Raw genomic sequence first — 24,834 nt, 5'->3', positions numbered from 1 at the left:
TCACGTCACCTGGCGTTTACGATGGAGACATGGTTCGTCTCTGGATCGGCCTCGCCGTCGCGGCAGTCGTCTTCATCGTGTATTCGGTGGTTGACTGCGCCACGATGCCGCGCGACCGCGTCCGAGGGATCAGCAAGACCTCGTGGATCATCGCGATCCTCCTCCTGCCGGTCATCGGCGGAGTCCTCTGGTGGATCATCGGGCGGGTCCGTGCTCCGAAGGCCGTGCCCCGCGGCTCGGCACCGGACGACGACCCCGACTTCCTCAAGAAGCTCGACGCGGACCGCGCGCAGACGAAGCGCATCCGTGACCTCGAGGACGAGCTCAACCGCTTCGACGACGAGTCGGGCGGCAGTCCGGATGCGACGGCGCACGACGACCCCGCCCCGGGGTCCGACACGCCCGACGACGGTTCCGGCCGCAGACCGCCTGGCGCCCCGAGCGCCTCGTGAACCCGTCCGCCGCTCCCGAGCCCGTCGGCTCGGCTCCGTCGTCGAGCCCGGCGAGCGCGTCCGCATGGGCGCTCCTCGACGCGCTCGTCGCCGCAGGAGTCTCCGACGTCGTCGTCTGCCCCGGTTCCCGGTCGCAGGCGCTCGCGCTCGCCGCAGCCGAGCTGGCGGCCTCCGGGCGGATCACCCTGCACGTGCGTATCGACGAGCGGGTCGCCGGCTTCCTCGCGCTGGGCCTCGGCGTCGAGACCGACCGCCCGGCCGTCGTGATCACGACCTCCGGCACGGCGACCGCGAACCTGCACCCGGCGGTCCTCGAGGCGCATCACTCGCGCGTCCCGCTCATCGTCCTCACCGCCGATCGGCCGGCCGAGGCGCACGGCATCCGGGCGAACCAGACGACGAAGCAGGACGACCTCTACGGGTTCGCAGCACGCCTCGCCGTGGTCGTCGAGGCGCCGACCGGTGATGCCGGTGAGCAGGAGGCCGCCCGCGATCTCGCCCAGCGGGCGTACCGCGCCGCGACGGACGTCCTCGACCCGGGCCCGGTGCACCTGAACCTCGCCTTCCGGGAGCCGCTCTCGGGCGGCTTCGTCCCGGTCGTCGTCGAGGCGGCCCCCGATGTCCCGGTCGAGACGGACGCCACCGCAGAAGCGCCGCTCTACCCGGGGCGACCGCATCTCGTGCTCGAGCGCGGGCCCAGGACCCTCGTCGTCGCCGGGCACCACGCCGGCCCGGCTGCCGAGCAACTCGCGGCGGACGGCGGATGGCCGCTCATCGCGGAGGTGTCGAGCGGATCCCGGTTCGGGCGGAACGTCATCGCCGCTTACCGGGAGCTGCTGCGCGAGGAGGACTACCGCGAGGCCGTCGAGCGCGTCGTCGTCTTCGGCCACCCGACCCTCAGCCGCGAGGTCCCCCTCCTGCTCCAGCAGCCGCAGGTCGAGACGATCGTCGTCGCCCCGGCCGGAGCCGAGGTCTACAACCCCGGACGACGGGCCGACCGGATCGTGTCCTCCGTCGCGGTCGAGGCTGGGCCCGCTGATCGCGCCTGGCTCGGCGCCTGGGTCGTCGGATCCCGCGAACGCGTGATCGACCCCTCGCCCGCAGCCCCCGATCTCGACGGGTTGCACTCCACGACACCCGCCGAGCGACTGGCCTCCGTCCGGGCCGAGCTCGACGCCGTCCGCCTCCCGGTCACCCGCGAGGTCCTCGTCGACGCGGTCTGGCGTGCCACCTGGCCGCACGATCGCCTCGTCGTCGGTGCGTCGAGGCTCATCCGCGTGGCCGACGGTCTCGTCCCCGGCCGCAAGATCAGCGTCCACGCCAACCGCGGACTCGCCGGCATCGACGGCACCATCGCCACCGCCACGGGGGTCGCGCTGGCGAGCCAGGCCGACGGCGGTCCCGGTGTCACACGGGTACTCCTCGGCGACCTCGCCTTCCTCCACGACGTCGGCGCGCTGCTCCTCGACGACGGCGTCGCGCCGCGTCTCCAGGTGATCGTCGGCAACGACGGGGGTGGCACCATCTTCGACGCGCTCGAAGTCGCCCAGAGTGCCCCCGGAGCGCTCTTCGACCGCGTCCAGTACACGCCGCAGCACGTCCGGCTCGAGTCGCTCGCGACCGCCTACGGGTGGGAGTACCGCTCGGCCCGCACTCGCACGGAACTCGACCAGGCGTTCACCGCGCCGGTGACCGGCCCCGTCCTCATCGAGGTCCCGCTGCCGCGAGCCTGATCCGTGGGTCCTCCCGGGGGTCGACTTCGGGCCCGGGATCCGGCCAGAATGGGCGGATGACGGCATCGGAGCACGCATCGACCTGGACGGCACCACCCCGAGACACGCTGCGCGTGGGGGAGGGGTTCAGCCTCGCCGACGTCGATCCGCGGTCGACGCCGGGCTTCGACGGTGACAAGCAGCAGGGCAGGCACGAGCTGGACGCGGGGGTGCCCGCCCTGTCCGAGCTGCAGGAGCGACTCTTCGCGGCGAGCACACAGGGAGCCCCGGAAGCGGTGCTCCTCGTCCTGCAGGCGATGGACACGGCGGGCAAGGGTGGCATCGTCAAGCACGTCGTCGGCTCCGTCGACCCGCAGGGCGTGCACCACTACGCCTTCAAGAAGCCCACGGAGGAGGAGCGCTCCCACGACTTCCTCTGGCGGGTCGAGCCGCACCTGCCGAAGCCGGGTCAGATCGGCGTCTTCGACCGTTCGCACTACGAGGACGTCCTCATCGGTCGGGTGCGTCAGCTCGCGGAGCCGGACGAGATCGAGCGTCGGTACGGGGCGATCAACGACTTCGAGGCGGGCATCGTCGCGAGCGGGACCCGCATCGTCAAGGTGATGCTGCAGATCAGCGCCGACGAGCAGAAGGAGCGGCTCGCCGACCGGCTCGCGCGTCCGGACAAGCACTGGAAGTACAACCCGGGAGATGTGGACGAACGCGAGCTGTGGCCGGCCTATCAGGACGCGTACCAGGTGGCGTTCGAGCGCACGAGCACCGAGGCCGCCCCATGGTTCGTCGTGCCGGCGGACCGCAAGTGGTACGCGCGCATCGCGGTCCAACGCCTGCTGCTCGACGCCCTCGAGGACATCGACCCGCAATGGCCGCCGGCCGACTACGACATCGCCGTCGAGCAGGCACGACTCGCGGCGAGCTGAAGCCGAGGGGCCTCGGCTCAGCCGAAGGCCTCCACGATCGGCCGGAACTTCATCTTCGTCTCGACGAGTTCCGTCGCGGCGTCCGAGTCGGCGACGATGCCGCAGCCGGCATAGGCCGTGATGTCACCGTCCGGCGCGATCTGCGCACAGCGGAGGGCCACCGCCCACTCGCCGTCGCCCGAGGCGTCCACCCATCCGACCGGACCGGCGTAGCGACCGCGGTCGAACGGTTCCAGCTCGCGGATGAGGGCGACGGCGTCGCGCGTCGGGGTTCCGGCGACGGCGGCCGTCGGGTGCAGGCCGTCCATGAGGTCGAGCGAGGACGAGCCGTCCGAGAGTCGTCCGTCGATGTCGGTCGCGAGGTGCCAGAGGTTCGGCAGTTTGAGGGTGAACGGGACCTCGCTGCGGCGCAGATGCGGGCTGTGGGCCTGCAGGGCGGTCAGCACCGACTGCACGGCGAACTGGTGCTCACCCTGGTCCTTCGCGCTCGTCGTGAGTGCGACGGCCTGGTCGTGGTCGCTCTCGGCGTCGGGACCACGCGAGATCGTGCCGGCGAGGACACGGGCCGACACGGCACCACGATCCACGCGGACGAGTGTCTCGGGGCTCGAGCCGATGAAGCCGTCGACCGCGTAGGTCCAGCAGTCGGGGTAGCCGAGGGCGAGGTCGTGGAGCACGCGGCGGCGGTCCGCCTCGGCGGGGAGGTGCCCGGCCAGGTCGCGTGCGAGCACGACCTTGCTGAGACCGCCGGCCTGGATGCGGGCGATGGCGCGCTCGGCCGAGTCGAGGTAGCCCTCGCGGCTCTGCACCCCGGGGGTCAGCTGGATGCGGTACTCCGGCCCGTACGCCGTGGTCACGGGATCGACGTCCTCGGCGTCGTCGCCGAGGGAGACCCGCGTGATGAAGCTCGCGTCGGGGTAGCGGCCGATGATCGTGCGCGGCACGATGAGGACGCTCGTCGCGGAGGACTCGTCGTCGAACGCGAACGTGCCGAACGCGACCAGGCCGGTCCCGGGCCGTCGCACCTCGTCCGTGACCACTGCTGCAGCGCAGACGTCCCGCCAGGCCGCTGCGGCACGCGTGAACCGGTCGGGGCCGGAGAACTCCAGGCGGAGCGCCTCACCCAGTCCGACCAGCCCGTGTCCCTTCCGCACCCAGAGGAGCGGCGAGGTCTGGTCGGCGAACGGGAGGAGCTGGCGCGGGTCGTCGATGGCGACGGTCTGGGCGACCAGTGACGAGGTCAGGGGAATGGTCACCGTTCAACCCTACGCCCGCGCAGGAGGGGTCCCTCCCCGCCGCAGCCCGACTGGTGGAGGGTCGGTCACCGCCTCGTCGGAGGGCCGTTCACCGGCCGGACGTCCCGATCGTCTGCAACCCGGTGACCCCGAGCAGCGCGAGTTTCGCCGCGTCCTCGGTGCCCGGTGCCGCCGTGTACACGACGATGCGCAGGTCGCCGCCCGGCGTGGACAGGACGTCGCAGTCGACGGTGATCGGTCCGACCGGCGTCCGCGTGACCGTCTTGCGGCTCGCCCGGTGCTCCGCGACCCTGGCCTCCGCCCAGCGCCGCTCGAACTCGGGCGACACCGATCGCAGCCGAGCCACGAGTCGTGCGAGCTCGTCGTCCCGCGGGTAGCGCCCGACCGCGGCCCGGAGGTCTGCCGCGAGGTCGCTCGCGAACTCCTCCTCGTGCTGCTCGTCGAAGTCGGTGCCGTCGTGCCCCGCGGTGAAGTGCCGCCACACCAGGTTGCGATCGTCACCGACGAGGGCGGAGGGATCGCCGTTCACCGCGGCCCACAGCGGGTTCCAGAGCAGGATGTCGTGGGCGGCGGAGAAGACCGCCAGCGGCACGTCGCCGAGCCGGTCGACGATGCGCTGCACGCCCGGACCGATGTGCCGTGGGACGACCCCGGGCGGTGGTGGAGCGGCTCCGGCGACCCGGTAGAGGTGGTCGCGCTCCTGATCCGTCAGTCGCAGTGCGACCGCGAGGGCCCGCAACAGCTGCGGTGATGGATTCCGAGCGCGGCCCTGCTCGAGCCTGACGATGTAATCCACGCTGATGCCGGCGAGGGCGGAGAGCTCCTCGCGGCGCAGGCCGGCCGTCCGTCTGCCGGGACCGGCCGGAAGACCCACCTCGGCAGGGGAGACCCGCTCGCGCCAGGCCCGGAGCACACCGGCGAATTCGTCCATCCGGCCATTGTGCCCCCGGTGTCGGTCCGCATCCTGGTACTGCCGGTCCCCCTGTCGACCGGGGCCTGGCGGACCGACCATGCCGGGCGGAGCATGGACCCATGACCACCACACTCATCACCGGGGCCAACAAGAGCCTCGGACTCGAGACCGCACGCCGACTGATCGACGCCGGCCACACCGTCTACGCCGGCATGCGCGACCTGGGCCGCGGCGATGCCGTCGCCGCGCTCGGCGCCCACCCCGTCCAGCTCGACGTCACCGATCAGGCGAGCGTCGACGCGGCGCTCGCAGCGATCCCTGAGCTCGACGTGCTCGTCAACAACGCGGGCGTGCTCGGCACGTCCTTCGGCGTGGACGACCTCACCCCGGAGTCGATGCAGGACGTCCTCGACACGAACGTCGTCGGTGTCGTCCGCGTCACCCAGGCGGCGTTGCCCCTCCTTCGCCGTTCGTCCCGACCCGTCATCGTGAACGTCGCCTCGGGAGTGGGATGGCCCCGCTTCCTCACCTCCGAGGAGGCCGACGAGTTCGCGGTGCCGACGATCCCGTACGCCGCGTCGAAGGCGGCCGTCATCACGCTCACCGTGCAGTACGCGAAGAACCTGCCCGGGTTCCGGGTGAACGTGAGCGACCCTGGCTACACGGCGACCGACTTCAACGGACACGGTGGCCACCAGACGGTGACCGAGGGGACGGACGCGACCGTCGCGCTCGCCCTGCTCGGCCCGGACGGTCCCACCGGCGAGTTCCACAACCGGCACGGACGCATCGACTACTGAGCGTGAGCCTGGGAGCCGTGCTCGGACGGCCGGCTCCCAGCGGCGCGGACGTAGGATGGACGGGTGAACCGCGCCGACCTCTCCAAGCAGCCCGAGCAGGTCTCGGCCATGTTCGACGACGTCTCGACGAAGTACGACCGCATGAACGCGGTCCTCTCCGTCGGGAACGATGCCCTGTGGCGCATCGCGACCACTCGTGCGGTCGGTCCGGCCGCCGGCGAGCGCATCCTCGACCTCGCAGCCGGCACGGGAACCTCCTCCGCGGCGCTGGCCCGCAATGGCGCGCAGGTCGTGGCTGCCGACTTCTCGCCCGGCATGATCGCCGTGGGTCGCGACAAGTACGCCGACCGCTCCGACATCCAGTTCGTCGAGGCCGACGCGACCGCGCTGCCCTTCGCCGACGAGGAGTTCGACGCCACGACGATCTCCTTCGGCCTCCGCAACGTCGTCCGCCCGAAGGACGCCCTCGCCGAGATGCTCCGGGTCACGAAGCCCGGCGGCCGCATCGTCATCTGCGAGTTCTCCACGCCGACGCTCGCCCCCATGCGCGCCGCGTACAACCTCTACCTCGAGCGGGTCATGCCGCTCGTCGCCGGAGTGGCCTCCTCGAACGCCGAGGCGTACACCTACCTGAACGACTCGATCCGCGCCTGGCCGAGCCAGCCGGAGCTGGCCGCCTGGCTGCGCGAAGCGGGCTACGAGCACGTCGCCTACCGCAACCTCACCGGCGGGATCGTCGCCCTGCACCGGGGACTCAAGCCGGCCTGAGTCTCGTCGCCGTCGGGGCTCGTCTCGGCATTGTCGAGGGCAGGAACCTGTTGATCCCGTCACTTCCCACGAGTCGTCGCGACTGATTCCGTAGCCCGGTCCCGAACGGGAGCATTGACACACGGGTGCGCCCGGCCCTACCGTTCCGTCATGACAGCACAGGACACGGCCCGCGGGTCGCAGCCGGCATCACCCACCGGCGGCAAGGGTCTCGCCACCGGCACCCTCGGCCTCTTCGGCTCCGTGATCATCGGCCTGGCGTCGACCGCGCCGGTGTACTCGCTCGTCGCGACACTCGGGTTCGTCGTACTCGCCGTGGGTGCCCAGGCGCCGATCGCCTTCATCGTCGCCTTCATCCCGATGCTGTTCATCGCGTTCGCCTACCGCGAGCTGAACCGCGACGTGCCGGACTGCGGCACCACCTTCACCTGGGCGACGAAGGCCTTCGGCCCGGTCACCGGCTGGATCGGAGGGTGGGGCGTCGCGCTCGCCGGCATCGTCGTGCTCGCGAACCTCGCACAGATCGCGGGGCAGTACCTGTGGTTGCTCATCGGTGATGGTTCCCTCGCCTCGAACGTCCCGCTCGTCACCGCCACCGGCGTCGTGTTCATCGCCCTCATGACGTGGGTGTCGTACCGCGGCATCGAGCTGGGGGAGCGGATCCAGAACATCCTCCTGGCGGTCCAGTACCTCGCACTCGTGCTGTTCGCGGTGTTCGCCTTCATCGGAGCGTCCAACGGCACCGCGCCCGACGCGACGCCGATCTCGCTCGACTGGTTCAACCCGTTCGCGTTCACGGACTACCACGGCTTCATCGAGGCGGTGCTGCTCGCACTCTTCATCTACTGGGGTTGGGACACCTGCCTCGCCCTGAACGAGGAGACGAAGGATCCGCAGAAGATCCCGGGCCGCGCGGCGGTCATCTCCACGGTCATCCTGCTGGTCACCTACGTCACCGTCACGGTCGCCGCCATGGTCTACGCCGGACTCGGGACCACGGGCACCGGCCTCGCCAACGAGGACAACGCGAACGACATCTTCCTGGCGCTGAAGGACCTCGTGCTCGGACCCTGGGCGTGGATCCTGGTCGTCGCCGTGCTCATCTCGGCGGTGTCGTCGACGCAGACGACGATCCTCCCGACGGCGCGCGGCACGCTCGCCATGGCGGCCTACAAGGCGCTGCCGAAGCGGTTCGCGACCGTCCACCCGACGTTCAAGACGCCATCATTCTCGACACTCGTCATGGGCATCGTCGCCATCGTCTACTACGTCGGCATGACGCTCGTCAGCGAGAACATCCTCGCGGACTCGATCCTCTCCCTCGGACTCGCGATCGCCTTCTACTACGGCATCACCGGGTACGCGTGCGTCTGGTACTTCCGGAAGGTGCTCTTCCGCTCCGCGCAGGACTTCTTCTTCAAGGGCCTCTTCCCGCTCCTCGGGGCGCTCATGCTCACCTTCGCCTTCGTGCAGAGCTGCATCGACATGTTCGACGTCGACTACGGCTACACGGTCCTGTTCGGCGTCGGCGGCACGTTCGTCATCGGCGTCGGTTCGTTGGCCTTCGGTTTCGTGCTCATGCTGCTCTGGTACAGCAGGAAGTCCTCGCGGCCCTTCTTCCGCGGGGAGAGCCTCAACCGCGACACCGAGGTCCTCGTGCCCGACGAACCGATCGAGTACGGTCGCTCCGTCGACGGTGGGCTCGCCTGACCCCCGGTCCCTGGGCCTCCCTCCGGTCCCTGGGCCTCCCTCCGGTCCCTGAGCCTCCCCTCCGGTCCCTGAGCTTGTCGAAGGGCGCATCTCCCGGTGCCGTCCAGGCGGGCCGGGCATACTGGTGGGATGTTGGACACCCTGCCAGGCGGCCCGTGGATCTGGGGCATCGCGATCGTCGGTCTCGTGCTCGTCGTCATCCTCCTGAACGCCAGGCGGGCGAAGTCCGCGTTCGCGAAGCCGTACGAGCGCTACGACACCACCGAGATCCCGCCGGACACCCCGGGTACCCGCGAGTTCATCGTGCGAGACGACGCGACCGGTGCGCGGCTCCAGTTCGTGGCGTCCGGGCCGTCGGCCAGGATCGCCCTCGTCGTCGTGCCGCCGAAACACCTCGGGACCGGCGTCGAGGCGGGCCTCTTCCGCGCCGCGCTGCCGACCGCCCAGGGCGTCGACGCCTGGACCTGGCCGCCGCTCAACACCGACGGCTACTCGATGCTGCTCGACCTCGCGCACGAGTTCCCGCACCTGGCGTTCTACGACGCCGAGGGCGTGCGACTCCGCTGAATCGAGTCATGTGGTCCGACCACAGCTGCCAATCGCCTGACCGCGCCCGCGGATTCCGGTCCTCCGGCACAGGTGACGGGCTGCCCCGGCTAGGCTAGAGCTGTGAATCCCAGCGCGACCCGCCGTGTCAGCAACCTGGCCAGCCAGGCCGGGCTTGCCGAACGCATGTTCGCGACCGGTGCAGACCGCAAGCTCGCCAAGACCATCGACGACGGTGTGGCCCGCCTCGAGATCGGTCTGGAGGAGCAGCTCGGGTTCACCGACGACCTCGTCGACGTCACCGCGCGCTATCTGCTCGAGGCCGGCGGCAAGCGGGTCCGCCCGCTGCTCACCATGCTCATCGCCCAGCTCGGCGACGGCATCACCGACAACGTCCTGCGGGCGGCCGAGGCGATCGAGATCACCCACCTCGGCTCTCTGTACCACGACGACGTCATGGACGACGCCGACAAGCGTCGCGGCGTGCCCAGCGCCCACCAGGTGTTCGGCAACAACACCGCCATCCTCACCGGCGACCTCCTGTTCGCCCGTGCCAGTCAGATCATGGCCGACCTCGGCGAGCGGGCGATCCGGATCCAGGCCGCCACGTTCGAGCGCCTCGTGCTGGGGCAGCTGCACGAGACCACCGGTCCTCGCGAGGGTCAGGACGAGGTCGAGCACTACATCCAGGTCCTCGCCGACAAGACCGGGTCGCTCATCGCCGCTGCGGCCCGGAGCGGCGTCATCTTCTCCAACGCCCCCGAGGCGTACGAGAGTGCGGTCGTCGAGTTCGGCGAGAAGGTCGGCATCGCCTTCCAGCTCATCGACGACGTCATCGACCTGTCGCCGCAGCCCGAGGAGACCGGCAAGGTCCCCGGCACCGACCTGCGGGCCGGCGTCGTCACCCTCCCTATGCTCTACCTGCGCCGCGAGGCCGTCGCCGACCCCGAGGCGGCAGCGCTCGTCGCCCGACTCGACGCCGAGGTCACGGAGACCGACCACGACCCCGCCCGGTTCGCCGCGCTCGTGGCCACCCTGCGCGACCACGCCGTGACCGCACGGACCTTCGCCGAGGCCCGGCAGTGGGCCGACGAGGCGATCGCGGCACTCGCACCGCTGCCCGACGGCTCGGTCAAGAAGGCGCTCGTGCACTTCGCGAAGGCGATCGTCGACCGAAGGAGTTGATGGCGGCGCCGCCTCCCCGGGCGGCACGGCATCCCAGACGCGCATGCATGACGGCCGGAGCGCTCCACCGGCCGCACCCGGAACCCCGCACGGGGACACGAAAGGAACCACCGTGACCAAGCTCAGGCTGGCCATCGTCGGCGCAGGACCCGCAGGCATCTACGCGGCAGACATCCTCCTGAAGGCGGAACGGAAGTTCGACGTCTCCATCGACCTCTTCGAGCAGCTTCCGGCCCCGTACGGTCTGGTCCGCTACGGCGTCGCGCCCGACCACCCGCGTATCAAGGGGATCATCAACGCGCTCCGCGACGTCCTCGACCGAGGCGACATCCGGATCTTCGGCAACGTCCGCTTCGGCGTCGACATCACCCTCGACGACCTCAAGCACCACTACAACGCCGTGATCTTCTCCACCGGCGCCGTCGAGGACGCCCCGCTCGACATCCCGGGGATCGACCTCGACGGGTCGTACGGCGCCGCCGAGTTCGTGAGCTGGTTCGACGGACACCCCGACGTGCCCCGCACCTGGCCGCTCGAGGCGGAGTCGATCGCCGTGATCGGCAACGGCAACGTCGCGCTCGACGTCGCACGCATGCTCGCGAAGCACCCGGAGGACCTGCTCCCGACCGAGATCCCGGCCAACGTCCACGAGGGGTTGCAGCAGTCTCCCGTGACCGACGTGCACGTCTTCGGGCGTCGCGGGCCCGCGCAGGTGAAGTTCACGCCGCTGGAGCTCCGCGAACTCGGGGAACTCAACGACGTCGACATGATCCTCGCCGACGAGGACTTCGACTACGACGAGGCGTCGAAGGCGGCGGTGGCGAGCAACAAGCAGGTCATGGTGATCGACCGCGTGCTGCAGCAGTGGCGCAAGCGCGAGACCGGTCAGGCCTCCCGTCGCCTGCACCTGCACTTCTACGCGAAGCCGCTCGAGGTCGTCGACGACGGTTCCGGCAAGGTGGCCGCGTTCCGGTACGAGCGGACGAGGCCAGACGGACAGGGCGGGGTCGAGGGCACGGGCGAGATCCGCGAGGTCCCGATCCAGGCGCTCTACCGCGCGGTCGGATACTTCGGGAGCCCGCTGCCCGGCGTGCCCTTCGACTCGAGGCACGGGGTCATCCCCAACCACGAGGGCAAGGTCCTCCACCCCGAGAGCAACGAGCGCGTCCCCGGCGTCTACGCGACCGGGTGGATCAAGCGTGGTCCGGTCGGCCTCATCGGCCACACGAAATCGGACGCGATGGAGACCATCAGCCACGTCATCAACGATCAGGCGGACTGGTGGACGCCCGTCGAACCCGACGAGGAAGCCATCGTCGCGCTGCTCGAGTCCCGCGGCGTGGCCTACACGGACCTCGAGGGCTGGCACCTCCTCGACCAGCATGAGATCGCGCTCGGCGAGCCGCAGGGTCGCGCCCGCATCAAGGTGGTGCCGCGTGAAGAGATGGTGGCCATCTCGCGTGCCCAGCCGTCGGATGACGGGACACCGTCCGCCTGAGTCGCACCGGCGACGGTCGCAATCCGGCCGATCGCCGCGAGTCAAGCCGCTTCACTGAACCCGGTTCCGGCGCGTGCCGGTCACTATGCTGGACGGATGACCGACCCCAACGCGCCCCAGAACGTCCCGTCGGAGCAGCCGACGTCCGTACCGCCGTCCGACCCGCCGGCCTTCGTCGCCGACGGCCAGCAGCAGCAACAGCAGCAGCCGCGCTACGGCGAGATGCACCCGGATCCCGTGCAGCAGCAGTGGGACCAGACGGGTCAGCAGACCCCTGCTCCGCAGCAGGGTGGCCAGTGGGGTCAGCCGCAGACCGGTGAGCAGGCGGGCCAGTGGGGTCAGCCGCAGCAGGGCCAGTACGGCCAGCCGCAGCACCCGGGGCAGCCGCAGCACACCGGCCAGTACGGCCAGGACACCGGTCAGTACGGGCAGCCGCAGCAGACCGGCCAGTACCCTGCTCCGCAGGGACAGTGGGGTCAGCCGCAGCAGGGCCAGTACGGTCAGCCGCAGCAGTACGCGCAGGCTCCGCAGAAGGCGCCGAACCCCCGTGCACGCGAGACGCGCCTGGCGCTCGTGTCGGTCGGCATCGCAGCGGGTATCGCCGCGGCCGTCGCGCTGGTCAGCCTCATTGGGTCCTTTTTCAGCATCTCCGAGTACTACCCCGTGGGCGACGTCCTGTTGGGCTTCGGCGCCAACCTCGTGAACATCGCCCTCTGGGGAGCGGGAGCCGCGCTCATCCTCATCATGGTCCGTCCGCTCACGCGCGCCCGCACTGCTCGCGACCTCATCCAGTCGGTCGGGATCGCTGCGGCCGTCGGCACCGGCGTCATGCTGCTCGTCGTGCTCATCGTCACCATCGTGCGTGGTGTGGTCGATCAGTACGGTACGCCGGCGTTCTTCGTCAACCAGGGCTTCCTCTCACCGATCCTCTACGGGGTCACCCTCGCGGGCTTCCTGACGATCGGCGCCGTGCTCGTGACGCGCTTCGTCGCACCGGAGGGGCTCGCGGAGACGCCGCGCGAGCAGCACAACGATCAGCCGCACTTCCAGCAGGGTCAGCACGACCAGGGTCAGCACCAGCAGGGTCAGCACGACCAGGGGTCGCAGCAGCACGGTCAGGTGCAGCAGCCCTACGGACAGCAGCCGCAGGCACCGCAGCAGCACAACCCGTACCAGCAGTAGTCGGAGGTCGGATGGTCGGCGCGCGAGCCCGGCCATCCGCCCCTCGATCACCCGTCACGGTAACGTGACGGTATGGCCGGATCTCGCGGGTGGACCGCCGACATCCTCGGCGAGGGTTTCCAGCAGCGCACGCTCGCCCTGGAGCCGGATGACGAGGGCGACGTCGTCGCGACCCTCGTCCGCTACCGTATGCCGCCGCTCGAGCAGCTCGGTGAGTTCCTGTTGCCCGACGTCGCTGACGGCATCGACGTCCTGTACGTCCACGGCTGGTCCGACTACTTCTTCCAGCGCCATCTCGCGCAGTTCTGGGCCAGACTCGGTGCGCGGTTCTACGCACTCGACCTGCGCAAGTACGGCCGGAGTCTCCGTCCGCACCAGACGCCGGGATACGTCGACGACCTCCGCACCTACGACGAGGACATCGAGGCCGCGCTCGCGGTGATGGGGCACAGCTCCGAGGAGCATGCCGCCGGGCGGCGGACCAGGCGCCGACTCGTCCTCCTCGGCCACTCGACCGGTGGGCTCACCCTGAGTCTCTGGACTGCCAGGAACCAGGATCGCGTCGCCGGTCTCGTCCTGAACAGTCCGTGGCTCGAATTCCAGGCGAGGCAGCTCGGACGGCTCGCGATCGCCCCGCTCGTCCAAGCCGGATCGCGGATCGATCCGCGTGCGCAGCTCCCCGTCGTCGACCTCGGGTTCTACACCCGGTCCGTGTCGAGCACGATGGACGGGGCCTGGGACTACGACTTCGCCTGGCGGCCGCTCCACGGCTTCCCGCTGCATCCCGGGTGGTTGAACGCGATCCTGCGAGGGCATCGGCTCGTCGACGCGGGTCTGCAGCTGCGCGTGCCGGCCCTCACGCTGCTGTCGGCACGGAGTGTCCTGCTGCCGCGGTGGAACGACGCGATGATGCGGAGCGACACGGCGCTGGATGTCGACGCGGTCGCGGAACGCGCTCTCGACCTCGGCGAGACCGTCACGATCGTGCGCCTCGACGGCGCCTTGCACGACGTCTTCCTGTCCGAGGAGCCCGTCCGACAGCGCGCGTTCGAACAGATCGTCGCGTGGGGACGCGGCTACCTCACGAAGCCGCCGACCGCCGGCCGCTAGCGTTCGGCGGGCGGAAGGCGACGACGCGAACCCATCGGTCGTCGTGGATCCGGTCGCCCCGCGGCGAGCCAGTCGGCGTAGCTGTGATTCCCACCGATCGTGCACCAGCACGGGACACCGACCTCCTGGCCGGCGCGCGAGGTCCGGAAGAGTTCGAGATGCGACCCGTCCGTGGGTGTCGGGTGATCCACAGCTCCACTCCAACCATCGATCCCGCTCGCGCAGGATGCAGTTCATCCGGCGGTCTGCCGAACGGGAGCACGCTGAATCGGGTGCTCCGATGAAGAGAGTGGGTCAGGCGTGGATCATGACGCGATCGACCGCGCCCGGTCTGCTAGCGGTAGTTGACGAACTGGAGGTCGATGTCGAGGTCGGCACCCTTGAGCAGCGCCATGGTGGCCTGGAGGTCGTCACGGCTCTTCGAGGAGACGCGGAGCTCGTCGCCCTGGATCTGCGACTTGACCGACTTCGGGCCCTCATCGCGGATGAGCTTGTTGGCCTTCTTCGCGATCTCCTGGCTGATGCCCTCCTTGAGGGTCGCCTCGATCCGGTACTCCTTGCCGCTCGCGAACGGGTCGCCGACCTCGAGGCTCTTCAGCGAGATGCCGCGCTTGATGAGCTTCGACTCGAAGACGTCGAGGATCGCCTTCACGCGCTCCTCGGTGTTCGCCTTCATGAGGATCTTCTCGCCGCTCCAGGCGATCGAGGCACCGACGTTCTTGAAGTCGTACCGCTGCTCGACCTCCTTGTGCGCCTGGTTGAGGGCGTTGTCCGCCTCCATCTTGTCGACCTTGCTCACGACGTCAAACGATGAATCTGCCATGTGGACCATGGTAGCGCCGGTGTCGCTCAGGCAGGTGTGGTTGGGTGGATGCGATGCGCAGCCCGGTGAAGCAGGACCAGCGGACCATCGTCGGACGACGAGGGGCGCTCGCCGGAGCGACCCTGGTGATCGGTGTGCTCGTGTTGAGCGGATGCGCTCCCGAGCCGGACCCCGTCCCGTATGCGGTTCCCGTCGAGCTCCCGCCGAAGAGCGACGCCCCTGACGGCGGTGTCGCGAACGTCGACCTCGCCGATCCCCAGTGGATCACCGAGGTCGCCGAGGCGAGTGGCATCCCCGAGCGCGCCCTGCGGTCCTATGCCGGTGCCGCCATCCGCAAGGCCGAGCTGACGCCGGAGTGCGGCATCGGCTGGACGACGATCGCGGCCGTCGGGTTCGCCGAGAGCGACCACGGTCGCCACGACGGCTCGAAGCTCGGCGAGGACGGTGTCGTGACGCCGCCGATCTTCGGTGTGCCGCTCACGGGTGGCGAGACCGAGGAGATCACCGACACCGACCAGGGGGTCATCGACGGCGACCCCGTCCACGACCGAGCCGTCGGGCCGTTCCAGTTCATCCCGCAGTCGTGGGAGAACTGGGGGACCGACGCGAGTGGTGACGGCGTGCTCGACCCGCAGAACCTCGACGACGCGGCCATGGCGGCCGCGAACTACCTCTGCCGGGCGAGCGACTACGACATGCGGACGGAGGATGGTTGGCTGACCGGGATCCGGGCGTACAACACATCACCCGAGTACCTTCGGCGGGTCGCCGCCGCGGCGAACGAGTACGCCGAAGCCGTGCCATCCGACAAGCGCTGAGCGGCCCGGTGACGGATGCCGATGCTGATTTCGCGTCCGGCGGTCTGACGGCTATATTGGTCAAGCGCTTTCGGTTGGCTGTTCGAAAGTCGGTCGGGCGCGCTTGGCGAGTTACCCTAGCGGCCAAAGGGATCTGACTGTAAATCAGACGGCTCAGCCTTCGGGGGTTCGAATCCCTCACTCGCCACGGACAAATCGCCTCATCCTCAGGATGGGGCGATTTTTCGTCGTGCCGGCGAGAGTCGGGCGGGAACCCCGGCCGGTCCCTGAGCTGCCCCGCACTGCGCCTGTCGACGTGTCGACGTGCGAACGGAGAACCCCCCCCGAACCCGGGATGCCTCCTTCGGTCTCTCAGCAACCCTCTCCGGTCCCTGAGCAACCCTCTCCGGTCCCTGAGCTTGTCGAAGGGCACGCGGAGAACCCGCCAATCCGGCCGACCTTCATCGGTCCCTGAGCTTGTCGAAGGGCACACGAGCAACTTCCACAACCGGCACAACTCGGCATCTGGAATGTCAGTGGTCCATGGTGGACTGGTCCCATGACCGAGACCACCCTCACCGCGATCCGCGTCGGCGACGAGTACGCCGCGCGCCTGGTGGAGTTCTCGGACGAGTGGGCAGAGCTCCACCGGCAACAGGCCGTCCTCGACGCGCGCAAGGCGCGCCTCCTGGCCCGTTCCGCCGCCTACGCCGACGCGCTCGCCGACTCGGTCGTTCCGGCCGTGTTCCCGCCGGCCGAGCGTCTGGCGCTCTCGCGCCGTTCCACCTGCGCAGCGCTCGCGATGGCGACCCGGACACCGGAACGAACGATCCAGCGCGCGACCAACGACGCCGAACGCCTCGTCAACGACGCACCAGCCGTGCTCGAATCACTCGAGGCCGGCCGCATCTCGGCGCGGCATGCACAGGTGATCACCGACCAGCTCAGCGACGTCCCAACCACGGGCCGGGCGGCGTTCCTCGAACAGGTGCTGCCGGTCGCAGAGATCGCGACCGCCTCGTACCTCCGGCAACGCGCCCGCGTCCTGCGCGAGCGCCTCCACCCCGAATCGATCACCGCCCGAGCGGTCCGCTCAGAAGCGGACCGCCGGGTGGAGTTCGAGCCTGCGGCAGACGGCATGGCGTGGGTGCACCTCTTCACCACAGCACCGATCGCCCAGGGGCTCGTCGAGCGCGTCGAAGCAGCAGCGGCTGAGTCGCGCGCTGCGGGTGACACTCGCACGTGCGCCCAACTGCAGGCCGACGCCCTGGCAGCCCTCGCACTCACCGGCGTCACGCCCGACGACGTCATGTCGAGCCTGGTCCTCCCGCACCCGATCGAGGTGCAGGAGCACATCAAGCCAACCGTGCAGATCACCGTCCCGGCACTCAGCATGGCCGGTGTCAGCGACGCCCCGGCCACCCTCGACGGCTACGGTCCGATCGACCCGGAGACCGCGGCACGGATAGCGGTGAACGCGCCCAGCTTCACCCGGATCCTCGTCCAGCCGGAAACCGGCGCGGTCCTCTCCGTCGGGCGGAATCAATACCGAGTCCCGGCCGACCTGCAACGCGCGGTCCGCCTCCGGGACGGCACCTGCCGGGCACCAGGCTGCGGGCTACGCGCCAGGGCTTGTGACCTCGATCACTCGGTCGCGTGGGAAGACGGCGGGACCACGGATGTCGGGAACCTCGCCTGCCTCTGTCGACATCACCACCGGATGAAGCACCTCCCCGGGTGGAACCTCGACCACGGTCCCGGCGGGGTCCTCGAGTGGACGACACCCGACGGGAAACATCATCGGACGGAACCTGATCCCGCACCGTTCTGACCTCCACCGGTCCCTGAGCCTGTCGAAGGGTTCCTCGTGGGCACTTCGACAGGCTCAGTGGCCGGGAGGGGTGTGCCTGGAGCGATGGGGCGTGCTCGTGGGCACTTCGACAGGCTCAGAGAGCGGGAGGGGTGTGCCCGTGAGGCGCCGGTCCCTGAGCCTGTCGAAGGGCGCTCGGGTTGCGCCGCCTCGGTCTGCGGAGGAGGTGCGCCCGGGTTCGCTTCGGTCCCTGAGCTGCGGCGCACTGAGCCTGTCAAAGTGTCGAAGGGTTTCTCGTGGGCACTTCGACAGGCTCAGTGAGCGGCAGGGGTGCGCCCGGAACGATGAGGCATCCTCGTGGGCACTTCGACAAGCTCAGTGACCGGGAGAGGGGTGCCCGGAGACGCCGGTCCCGGAGCTGCGGCGCACGGAGCCTGTCGACATGTCGAAGGGCGGCAGGGGCCGCCATAGGGTGGTGGGGTGACCGGACACGAAGAACTCCTCCAGATCGCCACCGACATCGCCGCAGAGGCCGGTGAACTGATCCTGCGCCGACGCCGGGAGGGCGTCGAGATCGCCGCGAGCAAGTCGTCGGTCGAGGATGTCGTGACCCGAGCCGACCGCGAGTCCGAGCAGTTCATCCGCGAGCGCCTCCTGGCAGCACGACCGGACGACGGATTCCTCGGCGAGGAGACCGGCGCGGAGGGCGGTGCGACGGGGACCTCCGGCCTGACCTGGGTCGTCGACCCCATCGACGGCACCGTCAACTACCTCTACGACATCCCCGCGTACGCCGTCAGCATCGGCGTCGTCGAAGGCGAACCGGACCCGGCCACCTGGACCGCCCTTGCCGGAGCCGTGGTGAACCCGGTCCTGGGGGAGCGCTACTCAGCCTCCCGCGGTGGTGGAGCGCGACTGAACGGCCGCGCTCTCGAGGTCAACCGAGGCGTCGCCCCGAACGTGGCGCTGCTCGGCACCGGCTTCTCGTACACCGCCTCGCGGCGCATGGAGCAGGCGGCCGTGCTCGGCGCCCTCCTCGGGACCTTCCGCGACGTCCGTCGGATCGGCTCCGCCGCACTCGACCTCTGCAGCGTCGCGTCCGGCCGTCTCGATGCCTACTACGAGAGCGGCCTGAAGCCGTGGGACCAGGTCGCGGGCGCGCTCATCGCCGCCGAGGCGGGCGCGACGGTCGCCGGCTTCGACGGTGCTCCGGCCACCACGCAGCTCATCATGGCCGCCGATGCGCCGCTGCTCGCGGTCCTCGAACGGCTCCTCGTCGAGCAGGGCTTCGCGACGCCGATCGGGTGACACTCCATGCGCGCTGCAGCCGCTCGCGGTAGCGCTCCGGTGGCGACTCGTTCATAAGAGAACTCTCATATAGTCTCTGACCAGGGCTTTATCGAGTAAAACCGAGCACTGCCATGGCTTTTTCAGCCTCCCGTTGCTAGCATTTATGCATTCGTTACCTTCGCGTTCCCCCGCGCGGACGGACGTCGAGATCTTCCTGCCAGCCCCATTGAAAGGCCCCCGCCCCCTTGTCACGCCATGCCAGCCCTGAGGACACCCCTGTGCTTCCCGACCCTCAGGACCCGCAGAACACGTCTGTCGAGAACAGCGCTGCATCCCTGCAGACGCCGCCGCTCAGCCGCCGTGAACTCCGCGAACGTGAGCGTCAGGCGGCGGCTGCCCTGGAGCACCAGGAGTCCGTGCTGCAGGAGCCGGCACACGAGGCCAGCGCCGACCAGGAGGAGACGGCCGCGGCCGTCGACCCGGTCGACCAGATGATCGCAGAGGCGATCGACGCCGTGCACACCACCGACGTCGCCGACATCGCGCCGATCGAGGCAGAGCCCCTCATCACCGAACCGGCCGTGGCTTCAGAGTCCACTCCGGCCACCGAATCCATCACCGTGACGGTCGACGCGTCCACGGTCGACGCGCCCCGTGCGCGCCACGCCGCTGCACCGAAGCCGGCCTCGAAGCCCCGCTCCTCGTCGCGCCCGGCCGCCGCACCGGCGTCGCCCCGCCCGACGACCATCGCCCGCAAGCGCCGCATCACCACGAAGATCTTCGCGGGCGCCGCGATGGGCTTCGTCGCCCTCATGGCCGTGGCCACCTCGGTGCCCGCCAACGCGCTGCTCACCGCTGAAGACGTCGCGACGTCGGTGGCCGAGGCCTCGCAGGCCGAGCTCGGCGACGGCAACGGGCTGAGCAACCAGGCGTCGCAGTCGCTCGACAGCGAGGGTTCGGCAGAGCTGACCTTCACCCGCGACGACTACACGACGAGCACCGTCGAGGAAGCCGCCGCCGCGATGGGCATCCGCCCCGCGAACACCTTCACGAACAACCCGAACGGGACCATCCAGTGGCCGTTCGCGGTCGGTGTCACCATCGGTGACCGCTTCGGTGCCCGCGACTGCGCCGGTTGTTCCAGCGACCACCACGGCCAGGACTTCAACCCCGGTAACGGCGCGCCCATCCAGGTCATCGCCGACGGCGTCGTCCGCCACGTCGAAGACGGCGAAGGCTCGCTCGGCGTCAACGTCATCGTCGACCACACGATCAACGGCCGCCTCGTCTCGAGCGTCTACGCGCACATGCAGCACGGCTCGGTCCGCGTCGTCGAGGGGCAGGCGATCAAGGTCGGCACGATCCTCGGCCTCACCGGCAGCACGGGCATGTCCACGGGCCCGCACCTCCACTTCGAGATCCGACTCGACGGTGTCACCTGGGTCGACCCGCTCGAGTGGCTCTACGCGAACGTCGACTGACGCCGCGCAACCCGAACGCTTCGACTGCCTCGCCCGATTCCGGGCGGGGCATTCGTGTTCCACCCCGAGGGTGGGTGCCCTTCGACAGGCTCAGGGACCGGGGTGGGTGTCCGAGACTGCGGATGGGGTTCTCGTGGTGCGGCGTACTTCCTTCGGCCACTGAGCTTGTCGAAGTGCCCACGAGGTACGCCGCCCTTCGACAGGCTCAGGGACAGGTGGTGGGAGCTCAGAGACCGGTGGTGGGAGTTTCAGAGTCCGGTGGTGGGAGTTTCAGGGGCTGGTGGTGGGAGTTTCAGAGGCTGGTGGTGGAGCTCAGGGGCCGGGGCAGGGAACGACGAAGGCCCGCCCGGCTGATGCCGGACGGGCCTTCGTCATGATGTCGGAGGGTTACTGACCCTGCTCCTGGTACTTCGCCTCGGTGGCGGCCTTCTGCGGCTTCCACCACGACTCGTTGTCGCGGTACCAGGCGATCGTGTCGGCGAGGCCGGCCTCGAAGTCGCTGAACGCAGGGGTCCAGCCGAGCTCCGTGCGCAGCTTCGACGAGTCGATCGCGTAGCGGAGGTCGTGGCCGGGACGGTCGTTCACGTGGTCGTAGGCGTCTGCCGGCTGACCGAGCTGGGTGAGGATGAGCTCGACGACATCCTTGTTGTTCTTCTCGCCGTCGGCACCGATGAGGTACGTCTCGCCGATGACCCCCTTGTCGAGGATCGTGAGGACGGCGGACGAGTGGTCGTTCGCGTGGATCCAGTCGCGGACGTTCTCACCCGTGCCGTACAGCTTCGGGCGCTCACCGCCGAGCACGTTCGTGATCTGGCGCGGGATGAACTTCTCGACGTGCTGGTACGGACCGTAGTTGTTGGAGCAGTTCGAGATCGTCGCCTTGACGCCGAAGGAACGCACCCATGCGCGGACGAGGAGGTCGCTGCCGGCCTTCGTCGAGGAGTACGGGCTCGAGGGGTTGTACGGCGTCTGCTCGGTGAAACGCTCCGGGTCGTCGAGCTCGAGGTCGCCGTAGACCTCGTCCGTCGAGATGTGGTGGAAGCGCGTGCCGTGCTTGCGAGCGGCCTCGAGCAGCGTGTACGTGCCGATGATGTTCGTGTCGAGGAACGGGCGCGGGTCGTGCAGGGAGTTGTCGTTGTGCGACTCCGCCGCGTAGTGCACGACGGCGTCGTGACGGGCGAAGAGCTCGTCGACGAGCGCCGCGTCCTGGATGTCGCCCACGACCAGCTCGAAACGATCGGCCGGGAGGCCGTCGAGTGAGGCGCGGTTGCCCGCATAGGTCATCTTGTCGAGGACGGTCACCGAGTGATCGGTGTTGTTCAGGACGTAGTGGACGAAGTTCGAGCCGATGAATCCGGCGCCGCCGGTAACGAGAAGTCTGGACACGGTAGACGAGTCTACCCGGCGGTCTCTGGATACCGCGGGAGAATCCGGTCGTCGCTCAGTGACCGGGCAGGATGCGGCGCAGCAGGTTCGTGTTCGCGAGGTCGAGCAGTTGGTCGCCGCGGCCCGACATGACCGTCCGGAGCGCGTACAGGGTGAACCCCTTCATCTGCTCGGCGGTGATCGTCGGCGGGATCGACAGCTCCTGCCTGGCGGTCACGACGTCGACGAGCGCCGGACCGTCGTGGTCGAAGGCCCGACGGATGGCGCCCTGCAGCTCGCTCGCCCGCTCGACGCGTTCGCCGTGGATGCCCATGCCCTCGGCCACGCGGGCGAAGTCGGGGTTCTCGAGGTCGGTGCCGTAGTTGACGAACCCGGCCGCCTTCATCTCCAGCTCGACGAAGTTGAGCGAGGAGTTGTTGATCACGATGATCTTCACGGGCAGCTTGTTCTGCGTGAGCGAGATGAGCTCGCCGAGCAGCATGGTGAGTCCACCGTCGCCCGCGAGCGCGACGACCTGACGACCCGGGTGCGAGGCTTGCGCGCCGAGCCCGTGCGAGACGGCGTTCGCCATGCTGCCGTGGCTGAACGATCCGATGAGCCGACGCCGGCCGTTCATGGTGAGGTAGCGCGACGCCCAGACGACGGGGGAGCCGACGTCGGGGATGAACACGGCGTCGTCCGTCGCCAGCTCGTCGACGACCTTCGCGAGGTACTGCGGGTGGATCGCCTGGCCGTCGTGGTCGGCCGTGGCCAGATCGTCGAGGCCCTTCCGCGAGCTGCGGTAGTGCTTGAGCGACTCCTCGAGGTGCTTGCGGTGGGTCTTGCGCTCAAGCTTCGGCAGCAGCGCGTCGAGGGTGTCGCGGACGGTGCCGACGAGTGGGAGGTCCACCGGGTGTCGGCGCCCGATCTGCTCACCGCGGATGTCGACCTGGATGACGGTCGCGTCCTCGGGGAAGAACTGCGGGTAGGGGAAGTCGGTGCCGAGCATGAGGAGGACGTCGCACGACAGCATCGCGTGGTATCCGCTGGCGAATCCGAGGAGGCCGGTCATGCCGACGTCGAAGGGATTGTCGTATTCCACGTGCTCCTTGCCCCGGAGGGCGTGCACGATCGGCGCGGCGAGTGCGTCGGCCGTGTCGATGAGCTGTGCGTGAGCGCCCGCGACGCCCGCACCGGCCAGGATCGTGACGCGCTTGCCGGCGTTGAGGATGCGTGCGGCCTCGTCGAGCTCGTGCTCCGACGGCAGGATCCGAGGCTGTGTGGCACGGATGGCGGAGACGTGCTCGCTCACGGCCCGCTGGAGCATGACGTCGCCCGGCACGACGACGACGGCCACGCCGCGGCGCTCGACGGCGGTGCGCATCGCGATCTCGAGCACCCGCGGCAGCTGCTCCGGGACGGACACGAGCTCGACGTACACGCTGCACTCACGGAACAGTTCCTGGGGGTGGGTCTCCTGGAAGTAGGTGCTGCCGATCTCCGAACTCGGGATGTGCGCGGCGATCGCGAGCACCGGGACCCGCGAGCGGTTCGCGTCGAAGAGTCCGTTGATGAGGTGGAGGTTGCCGGGGCCGCAGCTCGCCGCGACGACCGCCAGCTCGCCGGTCAGCTCCGCCTCGGCCGCTGCGGCGAAGGCGGCCGCCTCCTCGTGGCGCACGTGCACCCAGTCGATGCCGCCGGAGGAGCGGAGGGCGTCGGTGAAGCCGTTCAGGGAGTCACCGGGGAGGCCGTAGACGCGTTGCACACCGCTGGCCTGGAGGGTTGCGACGACGGTTTCAGCGACAGTGGACATGGGTGCTCCTCGCAGCAGACGACTCGGCCCGGGTTCCCCGGCCCCCTCCATGGTCCTCGTCGCGGTTCGGGGCCCGCAAGGGAGCATCGTGGTCTTGCAGACGCCTACCAGGTGCGCTAGCCGTTCTCAACACTCCGACACGAATCCGGCTGAACGACGAACGCCTTGTAACGTGGTTGCTGGAACAGCCTGCCGAGAACACGGTGGCGCGGCCAACATCGACTGCACCGTGAAGGGGGCGGCCGTGAGCGACTCCCTGCACCGACCGCCGGCACACGCCGGATCGATCACCGATCCAGCGGCGATGTTCACCGAGCACACCGAGACCGTCGTCACCGGCGTCAGCCTGTCGAACGGGCGCTACAGCATCGGCGAGCAGCTCGGCTCCGGCGGGTCCGCCAACGTCTACCGGGCACGCGACGAACTGCTCTCCCGTCCCGTCGCTGTGAAGCTCTTCCGCGACGAGGCCGCGACCGCGAACGACCGGCTGCGCCAGGAGCGGGAGATCCGCCTGCTGGGCGAACTCCGCCACCCCGGCCTCGTCGAGCTCTACGACTCCGGCTCCGTCGTCCACCGCGGCGTCGAGCACCGGTTCCTCGTCATGGAGTACATCCCGGGTGCCACGCTCACCGACAAGCTGCAGGCCGGCCCGATGCTCCCGCGCGACGCCGCCGCCCTCGGTGCGCAGGTCGCCGACGCGCTGTCCTTCATCCACACCCGGTCGATCGTGCACCGCGACATCAAGCCCGACAACATGCTCTTCAGCGACATCGCCGCGTTCGGGCACGCGAACCTCGTGAAGCTGTCCGACTTCGGGATCGCGCACTTCGTGGGCGGGTCGCGCCTCACGAACACCGAGGCCATCTCCGGCACAGCGTCCTACCTCTCGCCCGAGCAGGCGCTCGGCGACACCGTCGGCACCGAGACGGACATCTACTCGCTCGGCCTCGTCCTGCTCGAGGCCGTCACCGGCCGTCGGGAGTTCGACGGAGGTCTCGTCGAGGCCGCCATCGCACGCCTGCACCGCGACCCGGTGATCCCGGCCGAACTCCCCGCCGCCTGGCACCCGCTGCTGCGGTCGATGACCGCCCGCAAGCCGGAGGACCGACCCGCAGCGCATGAGGTCGCGGCCAGCCTGCGCGAGATCTGGTCGGAGTCGCGCGTGCGCCGGGTCCGTCGGGTGCGTGCACGGCTCGGTCTCGTCGTCGACCAGGGCGTCGACCCGCGGATCGCACTGCTCCTCGCCGCCGCGACGGCCGCTGCGGGGCTCGCCATCGGTGTGGCGATCGGCATCTTCGCGTTCTGATCGGCCCCTTACCACGTTTCGTCCGGATCCGGGGAAGTCATCCGGTCGGTGTACCGTCTCATCAACGATCGATCCC

Annotated in this window: 21 protein-coding genes and 1 tRNA gene; 17 read left to right on the top strand and 5 right to left on the bottom strand. The window is 69.5% G+C overall.

Annotated features, from left to right (window positions below; genetic code table 11):
• The first annotated feature begins 29 nt into the window (after positions 1–29).
• From FGL15_RS05130 to FGL15_RS05120, 3 genes are read left to right on the top strand one after another with little or no spacing between them, the layout of a single operon-like run.
• Complete coding sequence (locus FGL15_RS05130; RefSeq protein WP_138945204.1) at positions 30–452, top strand: PLD nuclease N-terminal domain-containing protein; 423 nt, start codon at positions 30–32, stop codon at positions 450–452.
• Positions 449–2,185: a 2-succinyl-5-enolpyruvyl-6-hydroxy-3-cyclohexene-1-carboxylic-acid synthase gene (menD, locus tag FGL15_RS05125; RefSeq protein ID WP_138945203.1), complete on the top strand. Its 1,737-nt coding sequence runs from the start codon at positions 449–451 to the stop codon at positions 2,183–2,185. The genes FGL15_RS05130 and menD overlap by 4 nt, the downstream gene beginning before the upstream one ends.
• A 56-nt stretch (positions 2,186–2,241) precedes the next feature.
• Entirely contained in the window at positions 2,242–3,105 is an 864-nt protein-coding gene (locus FGL15_RS05120; RefSeq protein ID WP_138945202.1) for a polyphosphate kinase 2 family protein, read from the top strand.
• A 17-nt stretch (positions 3,106–3,122) separates the two neighbouring features.
• On the opposite strand, the gene FGL15_RS05115 is transcribed toward FGL15_RS05120, so the two are convergent.
• Together FGL15_RS05115 and FGL15_RS05110 are read right to left on the bottom strand one after the other, a co-directional pair.
• The gene (locus tag FGL15_RS05115) at positions 3,123–4,361 is read right to left on the bottom strand and encodes an isochorismate synthase (protein ID WP_240773801.1); all 1,239 of its coding nucleotides are present in this window, start codon (positions 4,359–4,361) and stop codon (positions 3,123–3,125) included.
• A gap of 88 nt (positions 4,362–4,449) precedes the next feature.
• Complete coding sequence (locus FGL15_RS05110) at positions 4,450–5,292, bottom strand: helix-turn-helix domain-containing protein (RefSeq protein WP_138945201.1); 843 nt, start codon at positions 5,290–5,292, stop codon at positions 4,450–4,452.
• 101 nt (positions 5,293–5,393) lie between these two features.
• Here FGL15_RS05110 and FGL15_RS05105 point away from each other — a divergent pair, with 101 nt between their 5' ends.
• The 8 genes from FGL15_RS05105 to FGL15_RS05070 all read left to right on the top strand — a co-directional run bounded on the left by FGL15_RS05105 (position 5,394) and on the right by FGL15_RS05070 (position 14,073).
• Positions 5,394–6,074, top strand: a complete 681-nt coding sequence (locus FGL15_RS05105) for an SDR family NAD(P)-dependent oxidoreductase (RefSeq protein WP_138945200.1) — start codon at positions 5,394–5,396, stop codon at positions 6,072–6,074.
• 63 nt (positions 6,075–6,137) lie between these two features.
• Positions 6,138–6,842 (top strand): demethylmenaquinone methyltransferase, encoded by a 705-nt coding sequence (locus FGL15_RS05100; protein WP_138945199.1) that lies wholly within the window; start codon positions 6,138–6,140, stop codon positions 6,840–6,842.
• A 150-nt stretch (positions 6,843–6,992) separates the two neighbouring features.
• A complete protein-coding gene (locus FGL15_RS05095; protein ID WP_085514037.1) occupies positions 6,993–8,552 on the top strand; it encodes an APC family permease in 1,560 nt (519 codons plus the stop codon).
• Positions 8,553–8,681: 129 nt separating this feature from the next.
• A complete protein-coding gene (locus FGL15_RS05090; RefSeq protein WP_138945198.1) occupies positions 8,682–9,119 on the top strand; it encodes a hypothetical protein in 438 nt (145 codons plus the stop codon).
• Between the two features lie 102 nt (positions 9,120–9,221).
• Positions 9,222–10,283 carry a polyprenyl synthetase family protein gene (locus FGL15_RS05085; protein WP_240773800.1) on the top strand — a complete coding sequence of 354 codons (1,062 nt, stop codon included), beginning with the start codon at positions 9,222–9,224 and terminating at the stop codon, positions 10,281–10,283.
• Between the two features lie 112 nt (positions 10,284–10,395).
• Complete coding sequence (locus FGL15_RS05080; RefSeq protein ID WP_138945197.1) at positions 10,396–11,781, top strand: FAD-dependent oxidoreductase; 1,386 nt, start codon at positions 10,396–10,398, stop codon at positions 11,779–11,781.
• 96 nt (positions 11,782–11,877) lie between these two features.
• Positions 11,878–12,963: a hypothetical protein gene (locus FGL15_RS20505; protein WP_205858769.1), complete on the top strand. Its 1,086-nt coding sequence runs from the start codon at positions 11,878–11,880 to the stop codon at positions 12,961–12,963.
• Positions 12,964–13,035: 72 nt separating this feature from the next.
• On the top strand, positions 13,036–14,073 hold the full coding sequence (locus tag FGL15_RS05070) for an alpha/beta hydrolase (protein ID WP_138945196.1): 1,038 nt from the start codon (positions 13,036–13,038) through the stop codon (positions 14,071–14,073).
• Between the two features lie 334 nt (positions 14,074–14,407).
• On the opposite strand, the gene FGL15_RS05065 is transcribed toward FGL15_RS05070, so the two are convergent.
• Entirely contained in the window at positions 14,408–14,896 is a 489-nt protein-coding gene (locus FGL15_RS05065; protein ID WP_056014685.1) for a YajQ family cyclic di-GMP-binding protein, read from the bottom strand.
• Positions 14,897–14,949: 53 nt separating this feature from the next.
• On the opposite strand from FGL15_RS05065, the gene FGL15_RS05060 reads away from it, so the two are divergent.
• The 5 genes from FGL15_RS05060 to FGL15_RS05040 all read left to right on the top strand — a co-directional run bounded on the left by FGL15_RS05060 (position 14,950) and on the right by FGL15_RS05040 (position 20,274).
• Complete coding sequence (locus FGL15_RS05060; RefSeq protein WP_138945195.1) at positions 14,950–15,714, top strand: lytic transglycosylase domain-containing protein; 765 nt, start codon at positions 14,950–14,952, stop codon at positions 15,712–15,714.
• A 105-nt stretch (positions 15,715–15,819) separates the two neighbouring features.
• Positions 15,820–15,901, top strand: a tRNA-Tyr gene (locus tag FGL15_RS05055).
• Positions 15,902–16,252: 351 nt separating this feature from the next.
• A complete protein-coding gene (locus tag FGL15_RS05050; RefSeq protein WP_138945194.1) occupies positions 16,253–17,524 on the top strand; it encodes an HNH endonuclease signature motif containing protein in 1,272 nt (423 codons plus the stop codon).
• 459 nt (positions 17,525–17,983) lie between these two features.
• Positions 17,984–18,811 carry an inositol monophosphatase family protein gene (locus tag FGL15_RS05045; protein ID WP_138945193.1) on the top strand — a complete coding sequence of 276 codons (828 nt, stop codon included), beginning with the start codon at positions 17,984–17,986 and terminating at the stop codon, positions 18,809–18,811.
• Positions 18,812–19,071: 260 nt separating this feature from the next.
• Positions 19,072–20,274, top strand: a complete 1,203-nt coding sequence (locus tag FGL15_RS05040) for a M23 family metallopeptidase (protein WP_138945192.1) — start codon at positions 19,072–19,074, stop codon at positions 20,272–20,274.
• A gap of 387 nt (positions 20,275–20,661) precedes the next feature.
• Here FGL15_RS05040 and rfbB read toward each other — a convergent pair whose 3' ends face one another.
• Both rfbB and poxB read right to left on the bottom strand, forming a co-directional pair.
• Positions 20,662–21,660 (bottom strand): dTDP-glucose 4,6-dehydratase, encoded by a 999-nt coding sequence (rfbB, locus tag FGL15_RS05035; RefSeq protein WP_138945191.1) that lies wholly within the window; start codon positions 21,658–21,660, stop codon positions 20,662–20,664.
• A gap of 55 nt (positions 21,661–21,715) precedes the next feature.
• A complete protein-coding gene (gene poxB, locus FGL15_RS05030; protein ID WP_138945190.1) occupies positions 21,716–23,452 on the bottom strand; it encodes a ubiquinone-dependent pyruvate dehydrogenase in 1,737 nt (578 codons plus the stop codon).
• A gap of 244 nt (positions 23,453–23,696) precedes the next feature.
• Between poxB and FGL15_RS05025 the strand changes: the two genes are divergently transcribed.
• Complete coding sequence (locus FGL15_RS05025; RefSeq protein ID WP_168223319.1) at positions 23,697–24,758, top strand: serine/threonine-protein kinase; 1,062 nt, start codon at positions 23,697–23,699, stop codon at positions 24,756–24,758.
• Positions 24,759–24,834 lie beyond the last annotated feature (76 nt).

The organism is Plantibacter sp. M259 (genome assembly GCF_006065115.1).
GTDB classification, from domain to species: domain Bacteria; phylum Actinomycetota; class Actinomycetes; order Actinomycetales; family Microbacteriaceae; genus Plantibacter; species Plantibacter auratus.
This window is presented reverse-complemented; position numbering and strand designations above follow the sequence as displayed.